At 37.5% G+C, this 253-nt stretch carries 1 pseudogene; it reads left to right on the top strand.

Annotated features, from left to right (window positions below):
• Window positions 1–130: pseudogene (locus tag MiAbW_RS20635) on the top strand (IS5/IS1182 family transposase); the annotation flags it as partial.
• Between the last annotated feature and the right edge of the window lie 123 nt (window positions 131–253).

The following is a 253-nucleotide window of genomic DNA, read 5'->3' as shown; positions in this document are numbered from 1 at the left end:
AACGGCTCATAATATCTTTACCTATTGGCAAAAACTTTTTGAAGGAGAGTTACCGCCAAGTTTGTTAGAACAAATAAAGAAGTGCCAAGAAGAGAAAATAATAATTGAACAATTAAGGGATTATGAGCTGACAGGGGGACAAGCGAGCTAGAAGGTAGATAGGGCAAGCGATATAGCTCTTTGTCCCTTGATGTAATCCTTCAACCGATAGCGGCTAATTTGCATTAGCTCTTCTATATTTTTTTGGAACATT

Source organism: Microcystis aeruginosa NIES-4325 (assembly GCF_008974145.1).
GTDB lineage: Bacteria > Cyanobacteriota > Cyanobacteriia > Cyanobacteriales > Microcystaceae > Microcystis > Microcystis aeruginosa_G.
The sequence above is the reverse complement of the archived record's forward strand: the minus strand, read 5'-3'. Positions and strand labels throughout refer to the sequence as shown.